Source organism: Micromonospora sp. C31, from assembly GCF_018070575.1.
Taxonomy (GTDB): domain Bacteria; phylum Actinomycetota; class Actinomycetes; order Mycobacteriales; family Micromonosporaceae; genus Micromonospora.
Genome location: NZ_JAGPXN010000064.1, coordinates 1 through 1,218 on the forward strand (window position 1 = coordinate 1; position 1,218 = coordinate 1,218).

Below are 1,218 nucleotides of genomic sequence, written 5' to 3' on the forward strand. Positions count from 1 at the left end.
CAGGGCCCCGGCAAAGTCGTCAGGTGATGCCGAGTAGTGCCAGCGGGCGGGTGCTGTCGCGGGCGTGGTGCCGGTTGGCGGCGGCGATGTTGGTGACGCCGGCGGTGCGGAGTGCGCCGATGGCGGCGTTGCGTAGGGCGGCCATGACCTCGGGTCCGGTTCCGGTGCGGATTTGGGATCGGTCTTCGTCGTAGGTGACGTCCCGCACCCAGTGGATCTTGTTTTCGATGTTCCAGTGGCCGCGGATCCACGCGGCCAGTTGTGCGGGTTTCGCGTGGTGCACGCGCAGGTCGGTGATGGCGTAGACGGTCTCGGTGGTGAAGCGTTTCGGCTGGTCCAGGCGTCGTCTGCGGCGGCGGATCCGCAGTGCTTGAGCGGCGTGGGGGAAGTCGATGCCGGTGGAGATCGTCAGGGCCTTGAGAGTGCGGATCTCGCGGCGGCCGTGCCCGCGGTCGGTGTCGCGGAAGGCGTCGGGGACCGCTTGCCAGGGCAGGCCGGCGAGTTGATGGTGCAGGCTCGGCTGGTTGCCCTTGACGGTCAGGATCCAGTGCGCGCCGCGTTCGGCGAGGTAGGTGACGTGCTCGCGTTGGCAGTGCAGCGCGTCGGCGGTGATCACGGCGTCGCGCAGGTCGCCGATCTGGTCGAGCAGCGGCGCGAATCGGGTGATCTCATTGGTCTTGCCGTCGATGTCGGCACTGGCCAGGACCACGCCGACCGCCTGGTCGCAGGCAGCGAGGACGTGCCGGGCCGGGGTGTCGGTGGTGCGCGAGCCGCGCAGGGTCTTGCCGTCCACGGCGATCGCTCGCCGGGACGTCGACGTGCCGGCAGCGGTCCGTCCGGCGAGCCAGACGCTGACCGCCGCAGTCAGGACCTGCGGGTCCATGGCCTGCATCAGCCGGCGAATCATCGCCTCGGACGGGCGCCGGTCCGGGGCCATGCCCAGCGCGAGCGCGGTCGTCGCCGGTACGTCAGCGATCCACTCCGCGATCGCGGTGCACGACCGGTTACCGGCCACCACCGCGCACACCGCAGCGGTCACCACGACCGTCAACCGGTGCCGCACACCTCGCCGAGCCCGCGGATCAGGCACATCGGCCAGCGCTGCGAGCAGTCCACCAGCGGCTTCGGACACGGTCAGAGCCGGTGCACACGACACCGACGAGATCAGCGATGATGGCAGGGCGGGCATGACTCACTTCGGCGATCAACACGGCGTAG

At 70.1% G+C, this 1,218-nt stretch carries 1 protein-coding gene; it reads right to left on the minus strand.

Annotated elements, in window-relative coordinates:
* Nucleotides 1–19: 19 nt before the first annotated feature.
* Complete coding sequence (locus KBX06_RS27445) at nucleotides 20–1,051, minus strand: ISAs1 family transposase (protein ID WP_247686783.1); 1,032 nt, start codon at nucleotides 1,049–1,051, stop codon at nucleotides 20–22.
* Between the last annotated feature and the right edge of the window lie 167 nt (nucleotides 1,052–1,218).